This is a genomic window from Listeria immobilis (assembly GCF_014322765.1).
Taxonomy (GTDB): Bacteria; Bacillota; Bacilli; order Lactobacillales; family Listeriaceae; genus Listeria; species Listeria immobilis.
The window spans coordinates 103868-128715 of record NZ_JAASTZ010000003.1 but is presented as its reverse complement, the minus strand read 5'-3'; the positions used below and the strand labels follow the sequence as shown (position 1 = coordinate 128715).

Genomic DNA, 24848 nt, shown 5'->3' with positions numbered 1-24848 from the left:
CTGGTATTTTTTAGGTGAGGCAATCACTTTTTCTTATTGAGAAAGTAATGGTATAATAGAAAAACGACTTATTATTAAAGAAGGTGCAGAAATGGAATTAGCTAATAAAATGCTACATGCGTTAGAGCATGAAGATATGGCGCTTGCGAAGAAGTATTTTGATGAAGTAGTACAAGCGGGAACAGATGAAGAACAGTTTTTTTTAGCAGAAGAATTATTTGCATTAGGATTTTTAGATGAAACGGAAGATTTATATGAATTACTTTTAGCTAAATATAAGGATGAAGGAGAGTTACTTGTTCGTGCAGCAGAAGTAGCACTCGAAAAAGATGATCTGGATTCTGCACAAGATTATTTAGAAAAAGTGAATAAAAAAGATGAAGCATATGTGGAAAGTTTATTGGTACTAGCAGATCTTTATCAAATGCAAGGTTTATTTGAGGTAAGTGAGCAAAAACTAATCGAAGCAAAACAAATTGCTGCTAATGAGCCGATTATTGATTTTGCTTTAGGTGAGTATTATTTATCTCAAGCAAGATTTGCCTCTGCTGTTCAGTCGTATCAAACAGCGGTGGAAGCAGGTTTAACAATTATTGCTAATGGAGTGGTTTCTGTATATGAACGAATTGCAGAAGCTTTTGCTGCAAGTGGAGCTTTTGAAGAAGCACTACCTTATTATGAACGCGCTTTGGAAGATAAAGAATCCGTTGATACCTTGTTTGGTATGGGGCTAACGGCATTTCAAGCGAAGGATTATACAAAAGCTATCCATGCCCTTGAACATTTACGAGAGCATGATCCGGCATATTCAACTCTTTATTCTTATTTGGCAAAAAGCTATGAGGAAAACGGCGAGCCTGAAAAAGCAATCGAGGTTTTAAAAGATGGCTTAAGTCAGGATGAATTTAATAAAGAGCTGTTTTTAGAGGCAGGGAAACTTGCAGTAACACTTCGCTTGCCAGAAGAAGCAGAGGAATTTTTTAGGCAAGCAATTGTTCTTGATGAAGAGTATTCAGAAGCAATTATTCAACTTAATAAATTACTACTTGCTCGTGAAAACTATGAGGGTGTTATTGAACTAGTGGAAGGTCTCGGAGAAGAAGTCATTTCTGAACCACAAATTTTCTGGGACGTAAGTGTTGCATATCAGGAAACAGAACAATATAATAAAGCAAAAGCAAATTATGAAGTAGCTTATCCGCATTTTACAAATAACCCAACATTCTTAAAGGAATATGGTTTGTTTTTAAGAGAAGAAGGCGAACACGAGAAATCACAACAAATATTGCGTAATTATTTAGAACTTGAACCAGAAGACACAGAAATTTTATCACTAGTAGATTAATAAATAAAAAAGACTGGGAAAGGACTGAGGAAAGGTGAAAGCATCCATTTCAATAGATGAGAAGAAAGATTTTATTCGTTGGCTTTTAAATAAACACCAGATGAAAACTAGAGAAGCAATGTGGGTTTTAAATTATATTGCTGGTCATGATCAAATTGTAAAATATGTTCATTTTGTTGATAATTTGGAAGGATGTGCACGAGGGCTTTCGCTTAGTGCTCATGGTGTCGAATCTGAGCCATTCCTATTTTTTAAAGGAAACATTATGACAACTGACCCAGAAAAAGCATTTCATGATATTCGGTTAAACTGGGACGAAGAGTTGTATATCGAACTTCATTTTGAAGATGCGATTGTTTCACCAGAGTATGCGCTCGTTCGAGAAGATAATCCGTTTACCAAAGTGAAATTAGCAGATGCAGAAAAAGAAATGGCAGATGCACTTATCTATCAATCTGTTCATCAATTTTCAAGAGCAAAGTTGCTTGAGAAAATTGATATAGCACTTGATGAACGTGATGAAGCTACTTTTCAGCAATTAGTTCAAATTTTACAGCAAATGGATAATGGAAAAGAATAAGGAATGAATCCTAGTTAGTGAATTAATGAAGTGGGGTTTCATTAGTCGCTATGCTAGGATTTTTTAGGGAGTGGGATGGATTGTTAAATAGTTTACTCGCAAATCGAGCTTTTATTCGATTATTGTTTTTTGGGAATTTACTAGGGGCAATTTACGGATACATATGGTATATACCACAATTACAAATTACAGAACCTCGTTTTTGGGCTTTTGTACCAGACAGCCCAACTGCCATATTATTTTTCACATTAGTACTTGTGGCTTTTCTTGGGAAGAAGCATTGGCCATTAATGGAGGCACTAGCTTTTGTTTGTTTAGTAAAATATGGTTTATGGGCAGTTGGCATGAATATTTTTTATATGTTGGATCAGGGAATGATAATATGGACTGCTGTGATGTTAATTTTCACACATGGATTTATGGCAGTAGAAGGTATTCTATATGCTCCTTTTTTTCGCTTTCGAATAGGCCATTTCATGATAGCAGCTGTTTGGGTTTTACATAATGATGTGATTGACTATTTATTTGGACAAATGCCAATTTATATGGGACTGGAAAGTTTTTTACCTGAAATTGGTTATGCTACTTTTTGGTTAACTATTATCGTTTTATGGATGGTATATGATAAAACCATAAAAAAAGGGCATCGTACATTAGAATTTCCTCATGATGAGTGAAAGAGGTTGAGTCTTGGCCTTGGTTAATTTATACTTAAAGTAATCAATTGATAAAAAGTAGTAGGAGGAAGATGATTAAATGACATTTAGTCAATATATTATTTATTTTATTATCGTTGCAGCAATTCCGCTTTGGGCACAATTTCGTGTTAAAACAACCTATGCCCAATATTCCAAAGTTGCTGTAGCTAATGGTTTGACTGGTGCTGAAGTTGCTCGTCAAATTTTGGATACAAATGGATTAACGAACGTTCCTGTACATGAAACAAAGGGAGTGTTAAGTGACCACTATGATCCTAGAAAGAAAGCAGTGTTCCTTTCAGAAGCTAATTTCCGTGGACGTTCTATTGCAGGGGCAGCGGTTGCGGCTCATGAAGTAGGGCACGCAATACAAGATCAACAGGATTACTCCTTTATGCGTTTTCGTTCAGCACTTGTACCAGTTACAATGTTTAGCTCCAATATTTCATGGGTGTTCTTAATTATCGGGATGCTAGCTAGTGCACCTGGTTTTATGCTACTTGGAATTGTTTTGATGGGAATTGGTGTATTGTTCCAACTAATTACCTTACCTGTCGAATTTGACGCAAGTAAGCGTGCACTCGTTCAATTAGAAGGCGGCGGACTTGTATCATCATCTGAACTTCCACAAGCGAAGAAAGTACTTAGTGCAGCCGCAATGACTTATGTTGCAGCAATGGCCGTCGCAGTACTTGAACTTCTAAGATTACTACTAATTTTTACAAATATGAATCGAAATTAGAATACTTTCAATAAACCTGAGTCTTTTCTCAGGTTTTTGTTTGGTTAAAAAGGCTTGGCAGTGAAAGGAATGCTTGCTATACTTAAGTTCGGATAAAATAAAGGAGCGGGACAATGGATTTTGATGTAATAGTAATTGGCGGTGGACCGTCTGGATTAATGGCGGCCATTAGTGCAGCAGAAAAGAATAAACGAGTATTATTAATCGAAAAAGGACCAAAATTAGGTCGTAAATTAATTATGTCTGGTGGTGGACGTTGTAATGTAACAAACAGACGACCAGCAGACGAAATTATTAAACATATTCCAGGCAATGGTCGCTTTTTATATAGCGCGTTTCATGCATTTGATAACGAGGACATTATTCGCTTTTTTGAAAGACTAGGCGTGGCGCTAAAAGAGGAAGATCATGGTAGAATGTTTCCTGTTTCCAATAGCGCACGTTCTGTTGCTGAGGCAATGATTCAGCGTATGGAAAAACTAGGTGTGAAAATTTATATGCAAACGGCTGTGAAGCAAGTTGATTATGAGGACGGACATGTAAAAGGTGTTACGTTAAAAGATGGTCAAGAAATTTCAGCGAGTGCAGTAATTGTTGCAGTTGGCGGTAAATCTGTTCCTCGGACAGGCTCAACAGGCGATGGCTATGCTTGGGCAAAAAAAGCAGGACATACAATTACAGAGCTTTATCCTACAGAAGTTCCTATCACATCGGCAGAACCTTTTATTAAACAAAAAGTGTTGCAAGGAACGTCGCTACGGGATGTATCGTTATCTGTTTTAAATGCAAAAGGAAAGCCAATTATTACCCATCAAATGGATATGATTTTCACGCATTTTGGTGTATCAGGTCCAGCTGCCCTTAGATGTAGCATGTTTGTACTTCGAGAGCTAAAGAAAACTGGAGCAGAGACTGTAAAAATGCGTCTTGATTTATTTCCCAATATATCAGCAGGAGAACTTGCAAAAGATGTTAATAAGTTATTAGAAGCCAATCCGAAAAAAGCGCTTAAAAATGCTCTTAGCTCGCTCTTACAAGAAAAAATGCTACTATTCTTGCTAGATAAAGCCCAATTGGACGAAACAGCAGAATATAAACAAGTAAGTCCGAAAAAAATGGAGCAGTTTATTCATCTATTAAAAGATTTTACTTTTGAAGTGAATGGCACACTTGATTTTGAAAAAGCATTTGTCACTGGTGGGGGTGTTTCTGTAAAGGAAATTAAACCAAAAGAGATGGAATCTAAGCTAATGGAAGGATTATTTTTCTGCGGTGAAATATTGGATATTAATGGTTACACTGGTGGGTATAATATTACCTGTGCTTTGGTAACCGGACATACAGCAGGAGCTTATGCAGCAGATGTTTAAGCAAAGTGTACCCATCATTCTTTAATTAAGAAGGCTAGCGGACTAACATAGTTACATGGTAGTGTAAGCAACATATAAAAAATGGATTTGGTCATTTTCCCTTAGGAGAATAACCAAATCCATTTTCTGTTTTTAAGTGTTTAAATCACTAATGCTTTATTAACCAATTAATTTTTCGTGGAACATTCTTTGGCAAAGTTCCATTTTTTGTTCTTCGTTTAAGTCTTTAGTATTCAAGCAGTAACCACTAATACGTAAGATAACAGGGATACCAGCTTTGATTTTTTCAATAACTTCTTCGTGATTTAAGACATTTAAGTTAATGTGTTGACCACCTTTTGTGAAGTAACCATCTAAAATACCAACTAGGTTATGATGTTGTTCTTCGGTTGTTTTACCAAACATTTTTGGTGCGCCTTGGATGGTTAAGGAAATTCCATCATTAGCATAGTGGAAAGGTAGTTTAGAAAGACTAGCTAAGTTATCTAAGAAACCACCTTTTGCTTTATTAGATGGGTTAGCTCCTGGGCTGAAGAATTCTGGTTCTTTGATGATTTTTCCATTTTCATCGAATACAGGTCCTTTATGCACTGGGGAGTTACCACATTGTTTAGAATAAGCAACGTTAGAAGTGATTGTTAAAACAGAAACAGTTGCTTCACTATCTTTGTAAAGTTTGTGAGAGTCTAATTTGTCTTTAAACATTTTTAGAACCATAACGGCAATATCGTCAGCACGATCATCGTTTTCACCGTAACGAGGGAAGTCGCCTTCTACTTCATAGTCATAAACAAATCCATCTTCATCACGAATGGTTTTTACTTTCGCATGTTTAATGGCACTTAAGCTATCGACTACATTCGCGAATCCGCAAATTCCGAAGCCCATGTTAGCTGTTACTTTAGAAGGTAAGAATGCCATTTGCATACTTTCATAGTTGTATTTATCTGTCATAAAGTGAATGATGTTCATTGCATCCACATAAGTGTCAGTTAACCAGTCCATTGATTTATCAAATTTATCTAGTACTTCGTCGTATTCAAGGTATTCAGTTGTAATTGGTTCTACAACGTCGAATACTTGGTTTTTATGAAGATCATCTTTACCACCATTGATTGCACCAAGGAGACATTTAAGCACGTTAACACGAGCACCAAAATATTGCAGGTTATGTGTTTCGCCTTTATCTTTGTCTGCTTCTGGATTAAGCGGGCTAACACAACAGCTAATACATTGCATATCGCCGTAGCCTTCATCTTGCATTAATTTATCATTTTCATATTGAATAGAAGAATGTTTTACACTCATTTTCATGCAATATTCTTTAAAGCTTTCAGGCAAACGAGCATCCCAAAGGACAGTTAAGTTTGGTTCAGCAGAGTTTCCAAGATTATCTAAGCAATGTAAGAAACGATAGTCTGTTTTAGTAACACGATGACGACCATCTGCACCCATACCAGCCATAGAAGTTGTTACAAAAGTTGGGTTGGAAGCGTAAAGTTCATTATAGCCATCTGTTCTTGCAAAACGTACCATTCTTAATTTTAAAGTTAGTTGTTCGATTAATTCTTGAGCATCGAATTCAGTGATAATTCCTCTTTCTAAATCACGTTGGATGTAGATATCAAGGAAAATAGGAATACGACCAAATGAGCTTGCAGCACCGTTTGCTTGTTTAATAGAAGCAAGGTACCCCATGTAAGTCCATTGTACAGCCTCTGTTGCGTTTTCTGCTGGACGGCCAAGTTCTAGACCATATTCGTTACCTAAAACGATTAAGTCTTTAAGCGCTTTGATTTGCAACCAGATTTCTTCACGTAAACGGATATTTTCATCAGATGAAATTGCAATTTTTTTCAAGTCTTGTTGTTTTTCAGCGATTAAACGATCTACACCATATAGTGCAGGTTTTTGATATAAGCCGATAATTCTTCCGCGTGAGTATGCATCTGGAAGACCACTAACGATATGAGAGTGACGCGCACGTTTAATATCATCTGTATAAGCTCTAAAAATACCGTCATTTGCTGTAGAACGATTTTTTACGTAAAAGTCATGTAATTCTTGGTCGATAGAATAGCCATTGTCTGTTAAACATTGTTCCGCAGTTCTAAGACCACCGTTTGGCATGAAAGCTAATTTGAAAGGTTTATCTGTTTGTAAACCAACAACAACTTCATTTTCTTGATCAACATAGCCAGCTTTATGAGAAGCGACATTCGATACAATGGCGTTATCCATATCAAGAACGCCACCTTTTGCATCCATTTCTTCTACTAATTTATTAATTTTTTCATTTAGTTTTGTTGTTCTTGGTGTGCTCTTTTCTAAGAAACTTTCATCGCCATCATAAGGAGTGTAGTTGTTTTGAACGAAATCACCTACACTGATGTTTTCTTGCCAAGTGGTTCCTTTAAAACCATCCCATGCTTTTGTCATTATAATTTCCTCCTTTAATTGTGCTATCTTTCACTTAAAAGCAGATTCCTAACTCACGAATCTTTCTTTACTTAAAAAGCATACTCCTTTGTGAAAACGAAAACAATATAAAATAGCAAAGAAAATAAATTTCTTTTATATAACTAGAAAAGGCTTTCATACACTGTGTTAATACAGTTTTTTTGGGGGAAATAGGGTAGGGAGTTGGATGGATGCTTTTTTGTAAGCTACATAGAGATAGAAAACCGGAAATTCTCCAATATTTAATGTGGAGAATTTCCGGTTTTCTAAAGTATGAATTAATCTTAATAAGTGACTAGGGTTATTTTTGGGTAGTAACTTCTTCTAAAAACTTAGCAGCAATATCGTCTCTTTTTAATACAAAATTTGGATTGGCTCGACTAGGGTGCACTCGGTTTGATAAAACAATTAGACTAGCTTGTTGTTTTAAATCAAGTATCATAAATGTTCCGGTAAATCCAGTATGATATAAAACAGAATCTCCAAGTAAATCCCAACCAAGTCCTCGTGACCGATTAAGTCCTGTTGTGTGATTAATTCTCATTTGCTGGAGCATATGTTCAGATAATATAGGTGCTCCATGATGAAATAAAAGAGCATCACGAAATTTGGCTAAATCATCTAGCGTGCTAAAAAGTCCAGCATGTCCAGTTCCAGATTTTGCTGTCCATGCTTTAAAATCATGTACGTCTCCTTGAATTAACCCTCGCACTTGATCAAGTTCTGTCGGAATAACTTGTTTTTTATGCGCTGGATGGAAGCTTGAGTGTCTCATTTGGAGCGGTTCAAGAATATTTTTCTGAATGGCTTCTTCATAATTTCCATCGAACATAGTAATTAAATATCCCAATAAAAGAAAGTTTGCATCTGCATAGGTGACATTTGTTCCCGGTAAGTATTCTTGTGGTGTGGCATATACATAACGCATAACATCTGTTGCTGAGCGCATTTCGAAATTAGGAATATTTTTTGCGAGACCAGAGCTATGAGTCAGTAAATGTAGAATAGTTACATTAGAATATTGAAAATCAGGTAAATAGGTTTGGATTTTGTCATGTAGTTGGAATTTTTGCTGTTCAATGAGTTGTAAGACACGAGTAGTAGTTGCAATTACTTTTGTCAAAGAGGCAATATCATAAATATTATCTTTTGTTCTTGGTAATAACTCTGCTTCTGGAAAAACAGCTTTTAACCCGAGTATGTTAGTTTCTTCAAAATCTGTTGTTTTAATCTGGTAGCTGATTCCAGGAGTAGAGCCATTTTGGACTAGTTGATCTAGTAATTGCTTTGTTTTATAGAACATAACTAAACTCCTTTGTAAGTTGGTTGCCACATTTCAAGTTCAACAGCGGTTGTCACATTATCCATTTCCACTTGATGTAGCTTTTCAGAAATAGCTTGGTTAGCAACGGCGATGGCTACTTGGCGGGATGTTTCTCTAAGCGTACTAACGTGAGGCAAAAGAGCAGCACCAGGTTTAACAGCAGAAATTTGGTTGGCAACAGCTTTTGAGGCAGCGGCTAACATTCCATCTGTAATATATTTAGAGCGGGTAACAACTGCTCCAAGACCTAACCCTGGATAAAGTAACGCATTGTTCGCTTGACCAATTTCGTAAGTCGTATCTTGAAATACAACAGGTTTTGAGGGACTTCCTGTAACAATAAGCGCTTTCCCATCAGTCCAATTAATTAAATCTTCTGCGGTGGCTTCTGCTAATTTTGTAGGGTTAGAGAGCGGCAAAATCGCCGGTCGTTCAGTATGTGCAGCCATTTTTCGAATGAGATGCTCTGTAAAAGCCCCAGCAACACCTGAACAGCCAATCAGCATGGTTGGTTGAATAAGCTCTACTAACTGTTCTAACGTTTTTGTTGATGTGCCTTCCCAGTCAGCAGGAGAATGCGCATATTTTGTTTGCCCAATTGTTAAATCACTCATATTATCCAAAACTAACCCAGCACGATCAACAAGATAAAACTGCTTTTTGGCTTCTTCAAAAGAAAGTCCAGTTTCACGCATTAACTCTCCACTTAGTTGATCGGCAATGCCAATTCCAGCAGTTCCAGCTCCAAAAATAATTATTTTTTGTTTACTTAAAGGGATTTTGGAAACATTTATCGTAGCAAGAGCAGCAGCAACAACCATTGCGCCAGTACCCTGAATATCATCATTAAAAGTACAAATTTTATGACGATAATTTTGCAAAATTCGACTAGCATTTGCTCTACCAAAATCTTCCCAGTGAAGAATAGCATTTGGGAAAGTGGTTTTTATTGCATCCACAAATGAAGCGATAAAGTTATCATATGCTGTTTCGGATAAGCGTGGACGTTTGTGGCCTAAATAACGAGGATCATTTAGGAGCACCTCATTATTAGTACCGGCATCAATAATAATCGGTAATACTCGTTCAGGAGCAAGACCAGCAGCAACTGTATAAACAGCAAGCTTCCCAATGGCGATTTTCACTCCATTAACTCCCCAATCTCCAATGCCGAGTACACCTTCTCCATCTGTAACTATAATCATATCAATATTGGTGTGATTATTAGCATAGTTTTGCAAAGTAGTAGTCAGTTGTTCAGGAGCAAACGCATCAATAAATAATGCATCATCAGGCGCTGTATAGTCTGTGTGATAGCTCATTACCGCATCGCCAATTGTTGGTGTATAGATAATGGGTAAATATTCCGTCACGTTTTTAGTTACCATATAATAATAAAGTGTTCGGTTTTCATTATACAGATTGGTTAATAATTGGTGCTTATGTATTGCTGATGGTAAGCTGCTTATTTGGTGCTCTATGCGCGCAGCTTGTTGTTCTATTGTTTCGATAATTGGTGGTATAAGGCCTTCTAATTGATATTGAATTCGTTCTTCTGTTGAAAAAGCGGTACCTTTATTCAAAAGCGGATCATTTAAACAATCCAAACCTGTTTTCAAAGTCATTTTTAAGTGCTCCTTTCGTTTTCAATTCTATTTTACATGGGGAAAACAAGAATAACAACTTATTCAAAATAAAAGAAAATCTGAAAAAGTTCAGATTTTCTTTATATTAGCTTAGTGGAAATAATAACCTTGCGCATAGGGTATTCCAATATCTTGCAAAAAGGTTAGTTGCTCTTTTGTTTCGACACCTTCCACTATTAAAGCTTTATGATGTTTTTTAACATACTTTTTTAGCTGCCCAAAGAAGATTTTTTTACCATCACTTTGAAATAAATCTCGTAATAATAAGTGGTCGGTTTTTACAAAATCAGAATGGTGGGCAAATACACGATGTAAATCGGCGTATCCCGAACCAAAGTCATCAATAGCAAATTTAGTATCATGATTTTTTTGGAATAAAAGAAGTTGTTTATCTAAGTCACTCATTCGCTGTTGTGGTAGCTTGGATGTTTCCAAAAATTCAAAAACTATTTTCCCGTTATCAAGAAGTGTATCTTGAAGTTTTTGTTGGTTATCTAAAAAAGTATCGTAGGAAATATTGATAAATAATGGGGTATCGTCGTGTTTGTGAAAGCATTTAACGGCATTTTGAAGTGTTAGTAATTCAAATGCTTTTTGCAAACCTTCCTGTTCCGCTTCTTGGATAAAGTCACTTATAGCATTCCAATGATTTGTTTGTAGGCGGGTGAGTGATTCATAGCCGAAAATTTGTGTATTTTCCACAATGACAATTGGTTCATATAAAATATTGAGTAACATATCTGTGTAAATACCGGAGTCAGTTCCTGGTAGTCCACGAAAAATAAAGTATATCCCAAAAAGGCCATAATAAATACCTAATGAGTAATTAATAATTTCATAGGCAAATTTATTTTGAAACCAAGCAGGCTTTTTCTCTCGAAGCGTTCGCAGTGCCATTACGTGAAAAAAAGCGCTGATAAAAAAAGGCCCATGCTACTCCATAATGATTCAAGAATATTTAGCACAAAAATATCTCCCATATCTCAGCGAAATAATTCGGCTGAAAAGTTAATGTAGGCAGAATATAAAAATGGGTTTTTAGCTGAAATGCAGTGCAAATACCCATTGTTAAGATGAATTGCACTCTAGGAGGAGAAAAGGTAATGACAGTGAGGTAAGCCAAAATCTGCCTTGTGTAATTAAAGTCGGATTTTTAGTACAATGGATTGATTGAAGTCGAGGATTATAAGTTGTTTGTAAACTTAACTATTTTCACATATTATTACAAAGAGTATGGAAAAAGTCAACTTGTGTCACAATTAGATAGGGAGAGGTGTCAAGATGCAAAAAATTTTAGTTATTGGTGCAGGAATTGTTGGGGCAAGTGCCGCTTATTTGTTATCGAAAGAGGATGTAGAAGTAACATTAATTGATTCCAATGAGAAGGGACAAGCAAGTAGAGCTGCTGCTGGAATTATTTGTCCGTGGCTTTCGAAAAGACGAAATAAATATTGGTATGAATTAGCAAAAAATAGTGCTGCATTTTACCCAAAGATAGCTCAGATGCTTAGTGATGATACAGGAAAAGAAACAGGTTATAAGCAAGTAGGTGTTCTTGCACTTAGGTCAACAGAGGAAAAAGTCGAGCAGCTTTTTGAACTAGCAAAAAGCAGACGATTAGAAGCGCCAGCGATGGGGACAATTGATAAATTAACAGAAAGTGAAACAGAAAAGAAATTCCCTTTAGTTAAAGAAGGTTTTCATTCAATATATGTAAGTGGAGCGGCTAGAGTGAATGGCGGTCGTTTTTGCCAAACGTTATTAGAAGCAGCAAAAGAAAATGGTGTGAAAGTCATCGCGGGAAAAGCTGCTTTTTCTTCAACCGGTGAAGTATCTGTTGCAGAACAAAAGATACATTATGACCAATTAATTATCGCCACAGGAGCATGGTTAGCGAGTTTTCTAGAAGAAGCTGGATATAAAACAGAAGTGTTAGCACAAAAAGGACAGTTGCTTGAATTAAAATTTGAGAACACAGAAACAGCTGATTGGCCAGTTATCTTACCCCCCAGTGCTAAATCAATTGTTCCTTTTGAAAATGGTCGAATTATTATTGGTGCTACCCACGAAAAAACTGCTGGCTATAATATCGAGCCAACAGCAGAAGGACAAGCAGAAATTTTAGAAGAAGGAACAAAATTTATGAAGCAGCTTTCTTCTGATAAGATAACCAATATAACAGTTGGAACAAGAGCTTATACGCCAGATTTTGCACCATTAATCGGTTCGCTTCCGGGTTTTGATTCCATATTTCTTGCAAATGGACTTGGAGCTTCAGGGTTAACAACCGGTCCATATGTTGGGGAAATTCTGGCGGATCTAGCGCTTGGTCGACCAAGTGAGTTACCATTAGAAAATTATTTACCAAGCAAATATATTAGTAAATAGGATTTTTATTTTCATCTAATGTAAATCCTTCTCCCATAACATCATGAACAACACTAACGGACACAAATGCATGAGGATCAACTGCTTGAACGATATTTTTTAACTGGATTATTTCATTTTTAGCGACAACGATATAGAGGACATCTTGTTCATTTTTAGAAAAAGCACCTCGCCCTTCTAAAATAGTCACACCACGATTCATTGAAAGCAGCACATGAGAAGCAATTAGGTCATTATTTTTAGAAATAATTAATACACCGCGAGCAGCGTAGGCGCCTTCTTGAACAAAATCAATGACACGTGAACCGATAAAAACAGCAACGAGCGTATACATTACTTGACGAATATCCAAATAAGAAAGAGAGGCAAGCAAAACAATCGCATCAATTGCAAACAGTGTTCGTCCCATGCTAATGCCCTTTGTATGATTTAGTAATTTGGCGATAATATCACTGCCACCAGTTGTGCCACCATATCGAAACACTAAACCTAATCCAACACCACTGAAACCACCAGCAAAAAGTGCCACTAAAAGTAAATCATTATGTAAATCTAATGTATAAGGGATGCGCTGGAAAATCCATAAAAATAGCGATAAGCTGACCGTTCCAATACCAGTATAGATAAGGGAGCGATTTCCTAATACGCGCCACCCTAAAATGAATAATGGAATATTTAGAACTAAATTTGAGTATGCTGGATCAATTTGAAAAAAATGTAGTAAGAAAAGTGTCACACCAGCAAGGCCACCTTCACCTAAATCGTTGGCGATATTAAAGTTTACAAGACCAAATGCATAAATCGCTGTTCCAAGCATAATAAAGCAAATATTTTTGGTGCGAAGTGTTTTTAACATCATTTTTCCTCCTTGCAATCTATTTCGTACGTAAGTGAAAAATCATGGACTTGTGCGTATTTGTTTAGGTATAATGAAATGAAGTTAACAATTATGGATTTAAAACCAATTTCAGTTTAACATAAAAAGGAGGGGAACCTATGGCGAAAACAATGCTAGAAATACAAAAAGAAGTGGATGACTTCATTGGTGGTTTCGAGGAAGGTTATTTTTCCCCACTAGCAATGATGGCGCGAATTACAGAAGAAACGGGTGAATTAGCTCGTGAAATTAATCATTATTATGGAGAAAAGCCAAAAAAATCAAGTGAACCTGAAAAAACAGTTGCAGAAGAACTTGGTGATTGCTTATTCGTACTTACTTGTATGGCTAATTCGCTTGGTATTGATATGGAACAAGCCCATGATACCGTAATGACGAAATTTAAAGAACGCGATAGAAATCGCTGGACTAAAAAGGAGGAACAATCAGAATGAAAGTAGCAGTATCAGGATTTAAAGGAAGAATGGGACATGAGGTTGTAAAAACGATTTTAAAAGAAGAGGGCTTAGAACTTATTGCTGTACTTGATCATAAACCAAAAGAAAAAAATATTTGTGAAATAGCAGAGTTTAGCACTGTAGATGTTCCAGTTTATAGTGATTTGGCTACTATGTTAGAAGAATCAAAACCTGATTGTGTGGTAGATTTTACAACACCTAAAGTTGGGTATAATAATACAAAAACCATTATAGAACATGGCGTTCGTGCTGTAGTTGGAACGACAGGGTTTCAAGCTGAACAAATTGCAGAACTTAGAAAAATGGCAGAAGCTAAAAAAATTGGCGCTGTGATTGCACCGAATTTTGCTGTAGGAGCAGTTTTAATGATGCAATTTGCCCAAAAAGCAGCAAAGTATTTTCCTAATGTAGAAATTATTGAATTACATCATGATAATAAATTAGATGCGCCAAGTGGTACGGCGGTTAAAACGGCGGAAATGATGGCGGAAGTACGAGATTATGTCAAACAAGGTGCAGAAGAAGAAGTGGAGTTGATTGAAGGGGCAAGAGGCGGAGAATTTGAAGGAATGCGAATTCATAGTGTCCGCTTACCTGGTCTTGTTGCGCATCAAGAAGTGATTTTTGGTGCAGAAGGTCAAGGCTTAACATTGCGCCATGACTCATACGACAGAGTTTCCTTTATGTCCGGAGTAGCACTTGCTGTTCGTAAAACAAAAGAGTTAGAAACACTTATTTATGGCTTAGAAAATATTTTAGACTAAGGATTGGTGATGGTGATGGAGATGCATATCGCATTAATTGCACACGACGAGAAAAAAGAGTTGATGGTAGGATTTGCGACTGCATATAAACATCTACTAGAGCCACATGAATTATACGCAACAGGTACAACGGGTTTACGTGTCATGGAAGCTACTGGCCTAACTGTTAATCGTTTTAAATCAGGACCACTTGGCGGAGACCAACAAATTGGTGCCCGCATCTCTGAAAATAAAATGGATTTAGTTATTTTCTTGCGCGACCCGTTAACTGCACAACCACATGAACCTGATGTTACGGCATTAATTCGACTTTGTGATGTATACGAAATTCCACTTGCTACAAATATTGGAACAGCAGAAATTTTGATTCGTGGGTTAGGCGCTGGTTTTCTTGATTGGCGAGATTTACGAAGAAACGATGAATAAAGGAGCGGTTGACAGATGAATGACGTTTTTAAAAAGGCGCTTCCTGTATTGCAAAAATTGACTGCTGCGGGATTTGAAGCGTATTTTGTTGGCGGATCTGTCAGAGATTACTTACTAAATAGAACGATTTCCGATGTTGATATTGCTACTAGTGCTTTTCCAGAAGAAGTGAAAATGATTTTCCCAGCGACTTATGATACGGGGATTGCTCATGGAACAGTTACTGTAAGAGAAAATAAGGAAAACTATGAAGTAACTACTTTTCGAACAGAAGGTGCCTATGAAGATTATCGCCGCCCAAGTGAAGTAACTTTTATTCGTTCATTAGAAGAAGATTTATTACGACGAGATTTTACGATGAATGCTATTGCAATGGACGAAAACTTCGAATTACATGACCCGTTTTCAGGTCAAATTTCTATTCAAAAAAAGGAAATTAAAGCTGTCGGCAAAGCTTTTGAGCGCTTTCACGAAGATGCCCTTAGAATGATGCGAGCGGTTCGTTTTCTTAGTCAATTAGATTTTTATTTAGAGGAAGAAACAGCGACTGCCTTACAAAAACACATTGATTTGTTGAAGCATACATCAGTTGAACGAATAACAGTAGAATGGGTGAAAATGATCAAAGGGCCAGCGTTAAAACGTGCAATGGAACTTTTATTAAAAGTGGAAATGGAATCTTTTTTGCCGGGGTTAAAAGGAGAAAAAGTCGCACTGGAACAATTTGCTAGTTGGGACTGGGAAAATCGAACCACAGAAGTGGCTATTTGGTTAGGACTAGCTATTGCAGTAAAACCAAGTAATATCACTACTTTTTTAAAAGCCTGGAAATTACCAAATAAGACAGTTCAATTGGTGAATAAAACATATTCATATGCACTAACTAATAAGCAAGATTGGTCCAAAGAAGAACTTTATCATGCTGGAATAACAGCCTTTTCATTAGTAGATGAAATAAATAGTATTCGGTTTGGGGAAAGCCAATTAGAATTGCTTCATAAAGCTTATCAAGCGCTCCCTATCCATTCCAAAAAAGAACTTGCAATAACTGGTGCCGATATTTTAAACTGGTCAGGAAAGCAGGCTGGACCGTGGATGAAAGAAACACTTGATAAAATCGAGCAAGCTGTCATTTTAAAGGAAATTAATAACGAAAAAAATGCAATAAAAAGGTGGCTAGGCTATCATGAAGAATAATCGGGAAAAATTACTCGCTCTATTTACAGAAAGTAACGACACCTATTTATCTGGACAAGAAATTGCGGATAGCTTAGGTTGCTCACGTACAGCAGTTTGGAAGCAAATGGAGTCACTTCGAAAGGAAGGCTTCGAAATAGAAGCAATTAGAAATCGTGGTTACCGCTTGTCGGCAACACCTGAACAATACACAAAAGATGCATTGCTTCTTGGTTTGGAGACACAATTTATCGGTCAGCACTTAGAAATACATGAGTCGGTTGCCTCTACCCAAATTATCGCTCATCAGCAAATTGATTCAAGCCCAGAAGGAACCGTCATTGTCGCTAATGAACAAACTGCTGGCAAAGGGCGTTTACTAAGACCATGGGACTCAAAAAAAGGAGAAGGTATTTGGATGAGTGTGATTTTAAAACCACAAATCCCCATTCAAAAAGTACCGCAATTCACCTTTATTGCTTCCCTCGCCATCATAGAAGCAATTGAAAATATCACAAAACTAGAGCCGAAAATCAAGTGGCCAAATGATATTTATATTGGAAAACGAAAAATATGTGGTGTTTTAACCGAAATGCAAGCAGAAGCAGAAACTATCCATGCTGTCATTATTGGCATGGGTATTAATGTCAATCAACAACAGTTCCCAGAAGAAATCAAAGATAAAGCAAGTTCGCTACAATTAGAGTTAGGTACACCTGTTTCTAGAAAAGCATTATTACAAGAAATTTTAACCTCCTTAGAAAAGTATTATCAACTTTTTCTAGATAAAGGTTTTGCACCAATTAAGCTTTTATGGGAAACAAAAGCAATCCCATTTGGAGAAAAATTAACAGCAAGTACAACTAAAGGCAATATTTATGGACATGTAAAAGGTATTTCTGATGAAGGAGTATTGCTATTACAAGACGCTCTTGGAGAAGTACATTCCATTTATTCAGCAGATATTTTACTGGATAGTGAAAATAAATAATTTGCCTATTAAAAACTTATTTTATCCTTGTTTAATAATGAAAAACATATCTTTTAACTCGAATTTATAGTGTGAAAACCACTTTTTCGAGTTTTTATTTTTTGAAAAAAATCGAGTATAATCAGTTCAAGGAGTTGTGTTTATGAAAAAAATAATAGTCTTGTTAGTGATGATGACTGTAGTGCTAGCTCTTGGCGCATGCGGAGACAATAAAGAAGAAGCAGAGAATAAAGTAAAAGAAACAGAAAAAGAAAGTGCCACCTTTTTAAAAACCATTTCTACAAGCGATTTTAAACAGAAAATGTCAAATAAAAATACAGGTTTTGTCTATGTTGGACGCCCAACATGTGCCGACTGCCAAGCTTTTCAACCTATCCTAAAAAAAGAACTAGAAACACGACAATTAGAAGAGCCATTAGCTTATTATAATACCGATAAAGCATCCGAAAAAAGTCGTGAGGATATGACCGCGCTTTTAAAGAAAATGGGTATTGAATCAGTACCAACACTAGTGTATTTAAAAGAAGGAAAAGTAGCATCCACCTATGAAGCAACAGATGAACCTGAAAAATTAACAGACTGGATGAATAAAGCAAGCGGGGAGGTCAAAGAGTAGTTTCCTCTCCAATTTGCATACTTTAAGTAAGTGCATATTTATGTTATTATACATATGGTAGCAATGAATGGATGATACCTAATTTAGGATCATACTACCGCTACTTACCCAAAATATGTTTTTTGCCTTGATTAAAGTAATCTAACAGGGACGAAAAGGAGCTAAGAAAATGAAAAAACCAGTAGATTTTTTTGCTATGAAAGAAAATGAAGAAAAAATAACGATGATTACCGCTTATGATTATCCTTCTGCAAAGAATGTGGAACAAGCAGATGCTGATATGATTTTAGTTGGGGATTCGCTTGGAATGGTAGTTTTAGGCTATGATTCTACAGTTCCAGTCACAGTGGAAGATATGATTCACCATACAAAAGCGGTGAAGCGTGGCGCACCTAACACATTTGTTGTAACAGATATGCCATTTATGACTTACCATGGATCGGTGGATGAGACAATACAATATGCACGTCGAATCATTCAGGAAAGTGGGGCCCAGGCAGTTAAGCTTGAAGGCGCCAAAGAAGTTATCAACAAAATTGCTCGATTAACAGAAGCCGGCGCACCAGTAGTTGCTCATCTTGGCTTAACACCACAAAGCGTGGGACTTACAGGAAGTTACAAAGTTCGAGCTAAATCAGCAGAAGAAGCGCAAGAACTAATTGAAAATGCCTTAGCAGTTGAGGCAGCAGGAGCTATTGCTGTTGTTTTAGAAGCAATCCCTCGTCAGCTGGCCGAAAAAGTAACAAAGGCGCTTTCTATCCCAACTATTGGTATTGGTGCTGGTGTTGAAACAGACGGACAAGTTCTTGTTTATCACGATATGGTTGGTTACGGAATTAGTCGACGGGCAAAATTTGTGAAAGCATATGCAGATATTGATGAAACCATCGAATCCGCACTTTCAAATTATGTGAAGGAAGTAAAAGCGAGAACATTTCCTGAAGTAAAACATAGCTTTACGATGGCTGAAGAAGATTTAAAGGGCCTATACGGAAAGGAATAAGATAATGTTAATCATTCGAAGCAGAAAAGAACTACAAGAGGCAATCATTAACCAAAAAAAAGCCAATCAAACTATTGGTTTTGTACCAACAATGGGATTTTTACATGAAGGACATATGAGCCTTGTCAGCCATGCTAGAAAAGAAAATGATTTTGTAGTAATGAGTGTTTTTGTCAATCCAACCCAATTTGGACCTAACGAAGATTTTGATGCATATCCACGTGATGAAGTTCATGATAGTACACTTGCTGAACAAGGCGGTGTAGATATTTTATTTATTCCATCCGTAGAAGAAATATATCCAGGTGAGCTTGCTACTAAGTTGCATGTAGAAAAACGTGTATCTGTTCTAGACGGTGCGGACCGAGAAGGCCATTTTGATGGCGTTATCACCGTGCTTACGAAATTATTTCACTTAGTAAGTCCTAATAATGCCTATTTTGGACAAAAAGATGCCCAACAAGTAGCCGTTGTTTCTGGTTTGGTAGAAGACTACTTTTTCCCAGTCAATCTTCGGATAATACCTACTGTTAGAGAAGCGGACGGACTAGCAAAAAGCTCGCGAAATGTGTATTTAAGTGAGCTTGAGCGTAAAGAAGCACCAGTTATTCATAAAGCACTCACACTTGGACGTAGCTTAATTGAATCTGGAGTTACGAATGAAACAAATATTATTCAACAAATGACTGCAACAATAAATCAGCAAACAGCACATGAAAAAATAGCGTATTTAGCAATCTATTCCTATCCAGAATTTACACCTGTAACGGACTGGACTAAAGGCATTATTATTGCAGCTGCAGTGAAATATTCCAAAGCTCGTTTAATTGATAACGAATTAATAAATGTAAAGAGGCGGTAAAAATGATTAGAACAATGATGAATGGCAAAATTCACCGAGCAACAGTTACAGAAGCCAATCTAAATTATGTAGGCAGTATTACCATTGATTCAGTTATACTAGAAGCAGTGGATATGCGCCCAAATGAAAAAGTACAAATTGTTAATAATAATAATGGTGCAAGAATAGAAACCTATATTATTCCAGGAGAACCTGGTAGTGGGGTGATTTGCCTAAATGGTGCTGCTGCAAGGCATGTGCAAGTAGGTGATGTAGTAATTATTATCAGTTATGGTATGTTTACCGCAGAAGAAGTAAGTGCACATGAACCAAAAATTGTAGTATTAGATGAAAAGAACCAAATTGAAATGATTCTTCCAGAAGAAAAAGCGCATACGACTTTATAGCAATTCGGGAAGCTTGAGTGATTTTTTGCTCAAGCTGCTCGTTTGTTTACTACGCTAGTTTTTGAATAAAAGAAGTTTAGAAAGAGGTTGGCGGATGAAAGAGAAACGTTATATAGTAGTAGATCTAGAAACAACAGGGAACCAAGCTTCACGTGATGACAGGATTATTCAGTTCGCTGCTTGTTTTGTAGAATCTGGCAAACGACTCGAAACCTACGCTACTTTTTTAAATCCAGAAAGACCAATTCCTGCCTTTATTCAAGAATTAACGGGAATTTCTCCAAAAGATGTAAAAGATGCTCCTTTATTTGAAGATGTAGCACCTATTATTGCTAGTTTATTAGAAGATACAATATTTGTTGCACACAATGTTTCCTTTGATTGGACATTTTTGGAGAGAGAAATGAATCGTGCGGGAATTTCTCTTGGAAAAATGAAGAAATTAGATACAGTGGAATTAGCGAGAATTATGTATCCAGGAATTGATAGTTACAAATTGCAGGATTTATCGGATGAATTCGGTCTTGGCCATGATAAGCCGCACCAAGCCGACAGTGACGCTGAAGTAACAGCAGATTTACTACTATTATTACTTCAAAAATTAGAGGAATTGCCTCTTCCAGTGATCAGACAAATGACTACCGTTTCCGGAAGTCTAAAAAGCTATTTACCGGAACTTTTATTCGATATAGAAATGAAAAAAGAACGTGCTAACCAGCCTTTAGAGCCAAAATTTATAGAGCACCGAAGCTTAGTTATTCGTAAAAAATCAGTAGAACGGCCTAGTTATAACCGGTCGGATTTGCTTGATTTTCCTGAAACCGATGCAGATAAAGTTGCGCTTTTTCAAAAAGCTGGCGCACCACTATATACAAGAACGGGACAATTTGAAATGATGAATCTTGTTTTCCAAGCGATGAAATCTGGTAAGCATGCTTTAATCGAAGCAGGGACTGGAATCGGTAAATCACTTGGTTATTTTTTGCCGGCGATTTATCAAGCAAAACAAGCGAAGTTACCGGTTGTTATTAGTACATATACGAATTTACTCCAAGCACAATTATTTGAAAAAGATGTCTCGCTACTTACAAAATTAACTGGTTTTGAAGTAAGGGCGAGTTTACTTAAAGGCCGCGACCATTATTTGAATCTATTTAAGTTCGAACAATTACTAGAAGAAGTGGACACACAATATGATGTTGTTGTAACGAAATTAAAATTACTCGTTTGGCTTACAGAGACTACAACGGGAGATATTGATGAAGTAAATTTATCTAGTGGTGGGGAGCTATTTTGGAATCGGATGAAACATACTGGTTGGTTTCTTTCTGAAAAACATGATCCATGGCTAGTGCATGATTTTTATAAATTTAATGTCGAACAAGCCAAAAATGCAGATTTAGTTATTGTGAATCACGCGCTTTTGTTGAATGATCATTTTTCAGGAAGAGAAACCCTACCAAAATATGCTTTTGCGGTAATTGATGAAGCCCACCATTTTGCCGATAGCGCTAGAACACAGGGTAGTTTCGTGCTTTCATATCGCAAATTAAAATATTTCTTAAATCAGTTAGGATCTTTAGATAAATATTCGTTATTAACACGACTGTCAATGGCCTTTCCAGATGCAGATAGTTTGTATGATTTAGACATTGCAGCGATGAAACTTGGAGAAGCAGTAGAAGAATTTTTTAATCTCCTAAAAATGCAACTAAATTATGCTCGTAAAAATTTGCAAGAAGTGATACTTGTGGAAAATAGCGAAAAGGATGCTTGGGATGACGCGGTGTATTATGCTGCAGAAAAAGTACTCCTTTTGCTTCAAGAATCTGAGAAAAATATGGAAACTTTACTTGCTCAAGGAAAAGCAGAAGAAGACGAACTAGGTGTAGCGGAAAGTGCTTTTTTAGAGGAAATGTATGCGTTCTTACTTGATTGGAAGAATATCGTCAATCAATTGGAACAAATGCTACATAAAAAATCCCCCATTTTAACGATTTACTTGCAAGCAGACAAAAAACATTCTGTATCAAGTATTCGACTTAAAGCAGTTTTAATGGAAGTAGAGCCCACTCTTGGAAAAGAATTTTTTGCCAAGAAAGAAAGTGTCATTATGACTTCGGCTACATTAACAGTTAATGGTAAGTTTGACTTTTTACGGAAAAGCTTAGGTTTGGAAGAAGAACAAATTATAGAAAAACGAATTCCTTCCCCCTTTGACTATCAGAAAAATGCTCGAGTGATGATTCCTGATGATATGCCATCAATTAAAGATACACCAATCGAACGCTATACAACCGAGCTAGCAAAATATATTAGGCATATTGCTGTCAAAACAAATGGACGAATGCTAGTCCTATTTACAGCCTCTGAAATGCTGCAAAAAACGTATTATCACATGAAAAATGAGAAGTCGTTGGAAGAATATGTGTTGCTTGCACAGGGGGTTTCAGCAGGTAGTGCGGCAAGACTTACGAAACAATTTCAAATGTTTGATAAGGCCATTTTATTAGGGACGACAAGTTTTTGGGAAGGGATTGATATTCCAGGAGAGGACTTATCATGTCTTATTATTGTTAGGTTACCGTTTGCGCCGATGGATGATCCTTATACAAAAGCGCAAATTGCCTTACGAAAAGAACGTGGTGAAAATGCTTTTCAAACCTACTCCTTACCAGAAGCAGTTCTTCGCTTTAAACAAGGCTTTGGCCGTTTAATTCGACGGGAGTCTGACCGTGGTATTGTCTTTATTTTTGATAATCGAGTGGATACTACTAGATTTGGAAAAGCATTTTTAGATTCTATTCCTAATGCCCCCATTTTAAAAGGAAAGCAAGCAGTTTTACTAGAAGAAGTTAGTGAATTCTTTAAGGAAGGTTAAATTTTTCTTAATATGACTTCAAATATACGGCGGCTATTGCTATAATGTATCTATGCGAAAATGAAAATGCATACGCCGGGTAATTTACCGGTAATTTAGAAATAGAAATGAGCGAGATTATTTTGCGAAATAGAAAACCTAAGCGTAAGATCGGTAAATGGATAGCGATTATTCTCGGCATAATTATTGTGCTTATTGTGGCGGCTTTTCTGTATTTTCGATATGCAGAAAAACCAGTATCAGATGCAGAAAAGGAAGCTTTAGACCGAATAAGCGGTCAAGTGGACTTAAAATCAACGGATCAATTTTATTTATACAATGGTCCGCAAGAAGTGTATTACGTATTAACAGGTAAGAACAGCAAGAAGGAAAATATCATTGTTTGGGTTCCTAAGAAAAAATCAGGTAAAGTCTATGTGAAATTTGCCTCTGACGGTATCTCGGAACAACAAGCTCGTGATAAAGTCGAGAAAGAAAAAAATCCAACAAAAATATTACATGCTAATTTAGGCATGGAAAAAGGTACGCCAATTTGGGAAGTGGCTTATTTAGATAAAAACGATAACCTAAATTATTTTGACATTGACTTTGAAACAGGTGAATGGTACCGAGAAATAGAGAATTTGTAAAAATAAGAGGAGGGAACTAAATGGAATTACCTTTATCTAGCCGTGTCAAAGGAGTGGCACCGTCGCCAACGCTTGCGATTACGGCAAAAGCGAAACAAATGAAACAAGAAGGAATAGATGTTATCGGATTAGGTGCTGGGGAGCCAGATTTTAATACTCCGCAAAATATAATTGATGCAGCGGTGGAGTCTATGGAAAAAGGATTCACTAAATATACACCTTCAAGTGGGATTATTGATTTAAAGCAAGCTATTGTGGATAAATTAGCAAAAGACCAGTCATTAACCTATGCAACAAATCAAATTTTTGTAGGAACTGGTGCAAAACATGTGTTATATTCCGCGTTTCAAACGATATTAGATCCAGGTGATGAAGTTATTATTCCTGTTCCTTATTGGGTTACTTATCCAGAGCAAGTCAAATTAGCTGGGGGAGTTCCTGTTTTTGTAGAAACAGGTTTTGATGCAGATTTTAAAATGTCTGCAAACGATTTTGAGCAAGCAATTACAGAAAAAACCAAAGCAGTTGTTCTAAACTCACCCAATAATCCATCCGGTATGTGTTATAGTAAAAAAGAGTTAGCGGAAATTGGGACTGTAGCAGAAAAGCATCAAATTTATATTGTGTCAGATGAAATTTATGAAAAGTTATATTATGGCAATAAGCAAGAGCTGGTTTCGATTGCAAGTTTAAGCGACCGCTTGTACGATTTAACAATTCTCATTAACGGCGTATCGAAAGCTTATTCAATGACAGGTTGGCGAATTGGCTACGCTGCTGCGAATAAAGAAATCATTGCTGGAATGAGTAAACTTGCGGATCATATGACGAGTAATCCTACTGCTAATGCACAATATGCAGCGCTAGAAGCTTATGTTGGTAGCCAAGAAATTCCTGAAAAAATGTATCAAGCTTTTGAAGCACGAATGGAACGCTTTTACCCAGAATTAAAAAGTATTCCAGGATTTAAACCCAAAAAACCCGATGGCGCTTTTTACTTCTTTATTGATGCAAAAGAAGCGGCCGATAAAAAAGGTTTTCAGGATGTAGATGCTTTTGTAGCAGCTCTTTTGGAAGAAGCGAAAGTCGCAGTCATTCCCGGCTCAGGATTTGGGATGCCCGATTATATACGCCTTTCTTATGCGACAAATCCAGACTTATTCCAAGAAGCTATAAATCGAATAAAAAGTTTTATGAATTAGGGA

General features: G+C 36.6%; 23 protein-coding genes and 1 pseudogene. 18 read left to right on the top strand and 6 right to left on the bottom strand.

All coding sequences use genetic code 11. The annotated features are described in order from the left end of the window. Window positions 1-91 precede the first annotated feature (91 nt). From HCJ50_RS03030 to HCJ50_RS03010, 5 genes are all read left to right on the top strand, one after another. Complete coding sequence (locus HCJ50_RS03030; RefSeq protein WP_185345265.1) at window positions 92-1345, top strand: tetratricopeptide repeat protein; 1254 nt, start codon at window positions 92-94, stop codon at window positions 1343-1345. A 34-nt stretch (window positions 1346-1379) separates the two neighbouring features. Next, window positions 1380-1925, top strand: coding sequence for a ReoY family proteolytic degradation factor (locus HCJ50_RS03025; protein WP_185345263.1), 546 nt, complete (start codon window positions 1380-1382; stop codon window positions 1923-1925). 80 nt (window positions 1926-2005) lie between these two features. Then, window positions 2006-2602 carry a lipoprotein heptaprenylglyceryl N-acetyltransferase LhaT gene (locus tag HCJ50_RS03020; protein WP_185345261.1) on the top strand — a complete coding sequence of 199 codons (597 nt, stop codon included), beginning with the start codon at window positions 2006-2008 and terminating at the stop codon, window positions 2600-2602. 79 nt (window positions 2603-2681) lie between these two features. Beyond that, window positions 2682-3365 (top strand): zinc metallopeptidase, encoded by a 684-nt coding sequence (locus tag HCJ50_RS03015; RefSeq protein ID WP_185345259.1) that lies wholly within the window; start codon window positions 2682-2684, stop codon window positions 3363-3365. 113 nt (window positions 3366-3478) lie between these two features. Continuing rightward, window positions 3479-4735, top strand: coding sequence for a BaiN/RdsA family NAD(P)/FAD-dependent oxidoreductase (locus HCJ50_RS03010; RefSeq protein ID WP_185345257.1), 1257 nt, complete (start codon window positions 3479-3481; stop codon window positions 4733-4735). Between the two features lie 159 nt (window positions 4736-4894). Here HCJ50_RS03010 and pflB read toward each other — a convergent pair whose 3' ends face one another. The 5 genes and pseudogenes from pflB to HCJ50_RS02985 all read right to left on the bottom strand — a co-directional run. Continuing rightward, window positions 4895-7174, bottom strand: a complete 2280-nt coding sequence (gene pflB, locus HCJ50_RS03005) for a formate C-acetyltransferase (RefSeq protein ID WP_185345255.1) — start codon at window positions 7172-7174, stop codon at window positions 4895-4897. Between the two features lie 322 nt (window positions 7175-7496). After that, a complete protein-coding gene (locus tag HCJ50_RS03000) occupies window positions 7497-8498 on the bottom strand; it encodes a serine hydrolase domain-containing protein (RefSeq protein WP_185345253.1) in 1002 nt (333 codons plus the stop codon). Window positions 8499-8500: 2 nt separating this feature from the next. Beyond that, window positions 8501-10144 carry an NAD-dependent malic enzyme gene (locus tag HCJ50_RS02995; protein WP_185345251.1) on the bottom strand — a complete coding sequence of 548 codons (1644 nt, stop codon included), beginning with the start codon at window positions 10142-10144 and terminating at the stop codon, window positions 8501-8503. Between the two features lie 111 nt (window positions 10145-10255). Next, window positions 10256-10903 carry an EAL domain-containing protein gene (locus HCJ50_RS02990; RefSeq protein WP_185345464.1) on the bottom strand — a complete coding sequence of 216 codons (648 nt, stop codon included), beginning with the start codon at window positions 10901-10903 and terminating at the stop codon, window positions 10256-10258. Continuing rightward, window positions 10886-11130 (bottom strand): annotated as a pseudogene (locus HCJ50_RS02985) (GGDEF domain-containing protein); the annotation flags it as partial. The pseudogene HCJ50_RS02985 and the gene HCJ50_RS02990, both read right to left, overlap by 18 nt. A gap of 316 nt (window positions 11131-11446) precedes the next feature. On the opposite strand from HCJ50_RS02985, the gene HCJ50_RS02980 reads away from it, so the two are divergent. Continuing rightward, entirely contained in the window at window positions 11447-12553 is a 1107-nt protein-coding gene (locus tag HCJ50_RS02980) for an NAD(P)/FAD-dependent oxidoreductase (RefSeq protein WP_185345249.1), read from the top strand. Here HCJ50_RS02980 and HCJ50_RS02975 read toward each other — a convergent pair. Beyond that, window positions 12543-13409: a YitT family protein gene (locus tag HCJ50_RS02975; RefSeq protein ID WP_185345461.1), complete on the bottom strand. Its 867-nt coding sequence runs from the start codon at window positions 13407-13409 to the stop codon at window positions 12543-12545. The genes HCJ50_RS02980 and HCJ50_RS02975 overlap by 11 nt on opposite strands. A gap of 140 nt (window positions 13410-13549) precedes the next feature. Between HCJ50_RS02975 and HCJ50_RS02970 the strand changes: the two genes are divergently transcribed. The 12 genes from HCJ50_RS02970 to HCJ50_RS02915 all read left to right on the top strand — a co-directional run bounded on the left by HCJ50_RS02970 (window position 13550) and on the right by HCJ50_RS02915 (window position 24845). Further along, entirely contained in the window at window positions 13550-13885 is a 336-nt protein-coding gene (locus HCJ50_RS02970) for a nucleotide pyrophosphohydrolase (RefSeq protein WP_185345247.1), read from the top strand. After that, on the top strand, window positions 13882-14673 hold the full coding sequence (gene dapB / locus HCJ50_RS02965) for a 4-hydroxy-tetrahydrodipicolinate reductase (protein ID WP_185345245.1): 792 nt from the start codon (window positions 13882-13884) through the stop codon (window positions 14671-14673). Before HCJ50_RS02970 ends, dapB begins: the two co-directional genes overlap by 4 nt. A 21-nt stretch (window positions 14674-14694) precedes the next feature. Further along, complete coding sequence (gene mgsA, locus HCJ50_RS02960) at window positions 14695-15099, top strand: methylglyoxal synthase (protein ID WP_185345458.1); 405 nt, start codon at window positions 14695-14697, stop codon at window positions 15097-15099. A 15-nt stretch (window positions 15100-15114) separates the two neighbouring features. Next, window positions 15115-16296 (top strand): CCA tRNA nucleotidyltransferase, encoded by a 1182-nt coding sequence (locus tag HCJ50_RS02955; protein ID WP_185345243.1) that lies wholly within the window; start codon window positions 15115-15117, stop codon window positions 16294-16296. Then, window positions 16286-17266: a biotin--[acetyl-CoA-carboxylase] ligase gene (locus HCJ50_RS02950; RefSeq protein ID WP_185345241.1), complete on the top strand. Its 981-nt coding sequence runs from the start codon at window positions 16286-16288 to the stop codon at window positions 17264-17266. The genes HCJ50_RS02955 and HCJ50_RS02950 overlap by 11 nt, the downstream gene beginning before the upstream one ends. Window positions 17267-17408: 142 nt before the next feature. Continuing rightward, entirely contained in the window at window positions 17409-17882 is a 474-nt protein-coding gene (locus tag HCJ50_RS02945) for a thioredoxin family protein (protein WP_185345239.1), read from the top strand. A gap of 169 nt (window positions 17883-18051) precedes the next feature. Continuing rightward, window positions 18052-18885: a 3-methyl-2-oxobutanoate hydroxymethyltransferase gene (panB, locus tag HCJ50_RS02940; protein ID WP_185345237.1), complete on the top strand. Its 834-nt coding sequence runs from the start codon at window positions 18052-18054 to the stop codon at window positions 18883-18885. Window positions 18886-18889: 4 nt separating this feature from the next. Beyond that, complete coding sequence (panC, locus tag HCJ50_RS02935) at window positions 18890-19747, top strand: pantoate--beta-alanine ligase (RefSeq protein WP_185345236.1); 858 nt, start codon at window positions 18890-18892, stop codon at window positions 19745-19747. Window positions 19748-19749: 2 nt separating this feature from the next. Further along, complete coding sequence (gene panD / locus HCJ50_RS02930; RefSeq protein WP_185345234.1) at window positions 19750-20133, top strand: aspartate 1-decarboxylase; 384 nt, start codon at window positions 19750-19752, stop codon at window positions 20131-20133. Window positions 20134-20227: 94 nt separating this feature from the next. Further along, window positions 20228-23014, top strand: coding sequence for an ATP-dependent DNA helicase DinG (dinG, locus tag HCJ50_RS02925; RefSeq protein WP_185345232.1), 2787 nt, complete (start codon window positions 20228-20230; stop codon window positions 23012-23014). Window positions 23015-23121: 107 nt separating this feature from the next. Then, window positions 23122-23643, top strand: coding sequence for a cell wall elongation regulator TseB-like domain-containing protein (locus HCJ50_RS02920; RefSeq protein WP_185345229.1), 522 nt, complete (start codon window positions 23122-23124; stop codon window positions 23641-23643). 20 nt (window positions 23644-23663) lie between these two features. Then, window positions 23664-24845 carry a pyridoxal phosphate-dependent aminotransferase gene (locus HCJ50_RS02915; protein ID WP_185345227.1) on the top strand — a complete coding sequence of 394 codons (1182 nt, stop codon included), beginning with the start codon at window positions 23664-23666 and terminating at the stop codon, window positions 24843-24845. Window positions 24846-24848 lie beyond the last annotated feature (3 nt).